This window comes from Planktothrix sp. FACHB-1355 (assembly GCF_014748295.1).
Taxonomy (GTDB): Bacteria; Cyanobacteriota; Cyanobacteriia; order Cyanobacteriales; family Aerosakkonemataceae; genus Aerosakkonema; species Aerosakkonema funiforme_A.
In genome coordinates this window covers 1-4565 of record NZ_JACJUP010000507.1, presented here as the reverse complement: position 1 = coordinate 4565, position 4565 = coordinate 1, and the positions used below count along the sequence as shown (strand labels likewise).

At 45.3% G+C, this 4565-nt stretch carries 3 protein-coding genes; all 3 read left to right on the top strand.

The window, feature by feature from the left end:
- Positions 1-3100: AAA-like domain-containing protein (locus tag H6S82_RS19435; protein ID WP_191056583.1), on the top strand; the 3100-nt coding region annotated here is incomplete at its 5' end.
- A 27-nt stretch (positions 3101-3127) separates the two neighbouring features.
- A complete protein-coding gene (locus H6S82_RS19430) occupies positions 3128-4003 on the top strand; it encodes a methyltransferase domain-containing protein (protein WP_190464876.1) in 876 nt (291 codons plus the stop codon).
- A 37-nt stretch (positions 4004-4040) separates the two neighbouring features.
- A partial coding sequence (locus H6S82_RS19425; RefSeq protein WP_191056582.1) for a glutathione S-transferase family protein occupies positions 4041-4565 on the top strand: 525 nt, incomplete at its 3' end.

Below are 4565 nucleotides of genomic sequence, written 5' to 3'. Positions count from 1 at the left end.
TAGTATTTTAAGTTTAGATTTTCCCGTCGATGACTTTTTTGCCTTAATCAGGTATTGTTATAACCAACGTGCTATCAATCCGCAATATAACCGCATTACCTTTGCTATTTTTGGAGTAGCTACGCCCAGCGATTTAATCGCAGATAAAAATCGGACTCCTTTTAATATCGGACGAGCGATCGATCTGCAAGGGTTTAACTTGGAGGAAGCACAGCCGCTAGCTAAAGGATTAGAAAATATAGTAACCAATCCCCCAGCAGTTCTAAGAGAAATTTTAACTTGGACGGAAGGGCAACCATTTCTAACTCAAAAAATATGCGATTTGGTAGTAAGAACTGCTAAAAAATCCCGCAGCGGCGATTTAAAAATATCACCAGGAACAGAAGGATTTTTTGTTGAATCGGTGGGAAGAGGGCAAGTTATCGATAAATGGGAATCTCAAGACGAGCCAGAACATTTGAAAACAATTCGCGATCGCATCCTTCGCAACGAACAACGTGCAGGCAGATTGCTCGGAATTTACCAGCAAATATTACAAGCTGTCGCAGTACGGACAGACGACAGTCGAGAGCAAATCGAACTATTGCTATCGGGATTAGTCGTCAAACAACAAGGATATTTGCAGGTAAAAAATCGAATTTACCAAGAAGTATTCAACCTCGAATGGGTAGAAAAGCAATTAGGTAAACTGCGCCCATACTCTCAACTATTTGATGCTTGGTTGGCATCAAAAGAAACAGATACTTCCCGATTATTGCGAGGGCAAGCTTTGAAAGATGCTCAAATTTGGGCGCAGGGAAAAAGTTTGAGCGACTTGGATTATCAATTTTTAGCTGCCAGTCAAGAACTCGATCGCCAAGAAGTCCAACTCGTTCTAGAAGCAGAAAGAACCAAAGAAGTGGAAGCAAGACTAGCAGAAGAACACAGACGATTAATTCAAGAAAGAAAAGCTGCTAAACGACAAAAAATATTGCTGTTTGGAGTCAGCTTCGCATTTTTGATTGCCAGCGGATTAGGAGTGATAACTTATTTTCAGTATCGCCGAGCAACCGAAAGTGAACGTCAAGCCAGAATTAGTGAAATTCGAGCGCTAGTATCCTCTTCTGAGGGATTGTTTGCCTCAAATCAAAGATTAGACGCACTGATAGAAGCAATCAAAGCTAAACGAAAATTACAAAGATTAGGATTGGCGGATGCGAGTATCGATCGCACAGTTGAAAATGCACTCAGACAAGCCGTTTATCAAGGAGATGAATACAACCGTTTTTCCGGGCATCAAGCGGCTGCGATGACAGTAAATATCAGTCCTGACAGCCAGCTAATTGCCTCGGCAAGCGTAGACAAAACAATTAAAGTTTGGCGGCGAGATGGTACGGAAATTGCCACTCTCAAAGGTCATCAAGCACTCATTCGCACAGTCAAATTTAGCCCAGACGGTCAGTTAATTGCTTCTGGAGGTGACGATGATACCGTAAAAATCTGGAAGTTGGATGGCACTTTGCTGAAAAGTTTTCCGGGTCACAGTCTTGCCGTGTGGGGACTTGCTTTTAGTCCAGACGGTCAAATAATTGCCTCTGCAAGTCAGGATGACACTGTGAAACTCTGGAAGTTAGACGGTACTTTATTAAAAACTTTCCCGGCTCGTACTGGTGGTGCCTTAACTTCAGTTGCATTTAGTCCCGATGGCAAAATAATTGCATCCACAAGTGGAGACAAAACCATAAAACTCTGGAAGCTTGACGGTACTTTGCTGAGGACGCTTGTAGGTCATACTGCCGTCGTATCTTCAGTGGCGTTTAGTCCCGACGGTAAAACAATTGTTTCGGCAAGTGGAGATAAAACTGTAAAACTTTGGCAGCTTGACGGTACTTTGCGGAGGACGCTTGTAGGTCATACTGCTGTCGTATCTTCAGCGGTGTTCAGTCCCGACGGCGAAAAAATCGTCTCTGCAAGTCGGGATAAAACTGTCAAAATTTGGCATATTGACGGTACAGAACTGGCTACCTTTAGAGGTCACAGTGCGTCGATTTGGGATGTAGCTTGGAGTCCCGACGGCAGCTATATTGCTTCGGCGGGTGCAGAAAACACCGTCAGATTGTGGGAAAGTCAAAATCCCTTACAGACAACGATTACTGCCCATAAAGGTGGAATTTGGGGAATCGATATCAGTGGCGATAGTTCGATGATCGCTACTTGTAGCGAAGACGGTACAGTTAAACTTTGGAGTCGGGAAGGCAAATTGTTGGCGACTTTCACTGGAGAAAACGCGGCAATTTATGGTGTTGGTGTTGCTAGCGGTGCGAATGGCAACTTAATTTCTGCTACCAGAAACGATAATAAGGTAAATATTTGGCAGCGAAATGGGAAAGCGATCGCAACTTTAACAGGTCATCAAGCTACCGTTTTTACAGTCGCTTTCAGTCCAGACGCTCAAATTATTGCTACGGGAAGTCTAGATAATACGATTAAGCTTTGGCGGCGCGACGGTACATTATTGCATACCATGACCGGACATCACGCTCCTGTTTGGCAGGTAGCATTTAGTCCTGACGGTCAGTTAGTTGCCTCCGCAGGCGGAGATGGTACTGTAAAGTTGTGGAAGCTTGACGGTAGTTTGGTGAGAACTTTCCGAGGTCACACTGCGGCAGTTTGGAGAGTTGCTTTTAACCGTCAAGGTAATATCATCGCTTCTAGCAGTGGAGACAAAACCGTTAAGCTATGGACAGTTGACGGTAAATTACTCAGAACGCTTTCAGGTCACACAGCAGCAGTATGGGGAGTGGCGTTTAGTCCCGATAGTCAAATTATCGCTTCTGGCAGTGTAGACAACACGGTGAAGTTGTGGAAACTCGACGGTACGGAACTAACCACGCTTAGGGGTCACACTGCGGCAATTAGGGGAGTGGCGTACAGTCCTGACGGAAAGTTTGTGGCTTCCGTCAGTGAGGATAACACCCTGAATCTGTGGAATGTAGAGCGAATTCTCAATTTGGATTTGTTAAGTTATGCTTGCGATCGCGTGCGCGATTACCTGCGGACAAATCGGGAATTGGAGGAGAGCGATCGCTTTTTGTGCAATCCTGTCAAAACCGATCGATAATAATTCAAGTCTAGAAACCAAGGGGCTATGAAATTTCAACGCAATTGGCTTACCACAGTGCGGCGAAAAGGCTTACTCAAAGTATTGCTCTTAACTTGGCTGTTGTTTGCAACCGTAACTGCTTCCTGGTTTCTCACTGCTGAGAACGCTTACGCCTCCGTCGTCGATATCGATATCCCCCTCCAAACTATATTATCCAGCAGCCATCGTTCTGACGCCAACCGCTTCCGCGATCGCGATCGTCACCCCCTCGAAACTCTGGAATTTTTCGGAATTGCACCGGATATGACGGTGGTCGAACTGTGGCCGGGATCTGGTTGGTATACTGAAATCCTCGCTCCATTTCTCGCCCGAAAAGGTCAGCCGATCGTCACCAACTTCGATCCGAAATTTAATTCTATAGGTAAAGCTTTTCAAGATAAACTGACAGCAGATCCCGATATCTTCGGCAACGTCAAAGTAGTTGTAGTTAATCCCGCACAGCAAATCACCCTAGCCCCAGACAACTCCGTCGATATGATTCTCACTTTCCGCAACATCCACAACTGGGTCAGCGGCGGCTTTGCCGAAAAGGTGTTCCAGGCTGCTTACAAGGCTCTCAAACCAGGAGGCATTATGGGAGTGGTAGAACATCGCGCCAAACCTGGTATGAGTTGGGAAGAGAGTGCCTTGACCGGCTATATATCGGAGGATGCGGTAATTGCCGCTCTGGAAAAGATCGGTTTCCAGTTTGCCGATAAGTCAGAAGTCAATGCTAACCCCAAGGATACCAAAGACTATCCGGGTGGTGTCTGGTCTTTGCCACCAACCCTGAACCTGGGTACAAAGGACAAGCAGTACTATATGAGTATTGGCGAGAGCGATCGCATGACTCTCAAATTCATCAAACCGATACTCTCTTGATTTATACTCCGATAAATACAATTGAAGTCAAGTTAAAATGACAGAGTTTACTTTAATAATTGGCAACAAAAATTATTCTTCTTGGTCGCTCCGTCCTTGGTTAGTTCTCAAACACTTAGGCATTGAGTTTACGGAAATACGCATTCCCCTTTATACGCCGACCGCTAAACAAGAGATTTTGCGATATTCCCCAAACGGAAAAGTACCAGCTTTGCTGCACAAGGATCTGAGTGTGTGGGAATCATTATCAATTTGCGAATATCTAGCCGAATGTTTTCCAGAAGCCAATTTATGGCCAATCGATAGACAAGCAAGAGCGATCGCTCGTTCCGTTTCTCAAGAAATGCACGCAGGTTTTGCCAATCTCCGCCAGCATATGTCGATGAACTGTCGAGCCAGGTTGCCTGGAAAAGGCAGACAACCGGGAGTCGCAGAAGATATTCAACGCATTGTCAGTATCTGGCAAGATTGTCGGCAGAAGTTCGAGTCAGGCGGCGATTTTCTCTTCGGTCATTTTACGATCGCTGATGCCATGTTTGCTCCCGTTGTTTCCCGTTTTATT

Coding starts and splice junctions, on each gene's coding strand:
- H6S82_RS19430 (WP_190464876.1), top strand. CDS start 3,128: ATGAAATTTCAACGCAATTGGCTTACCACAGTGCGGCGAAAAGGCTTA.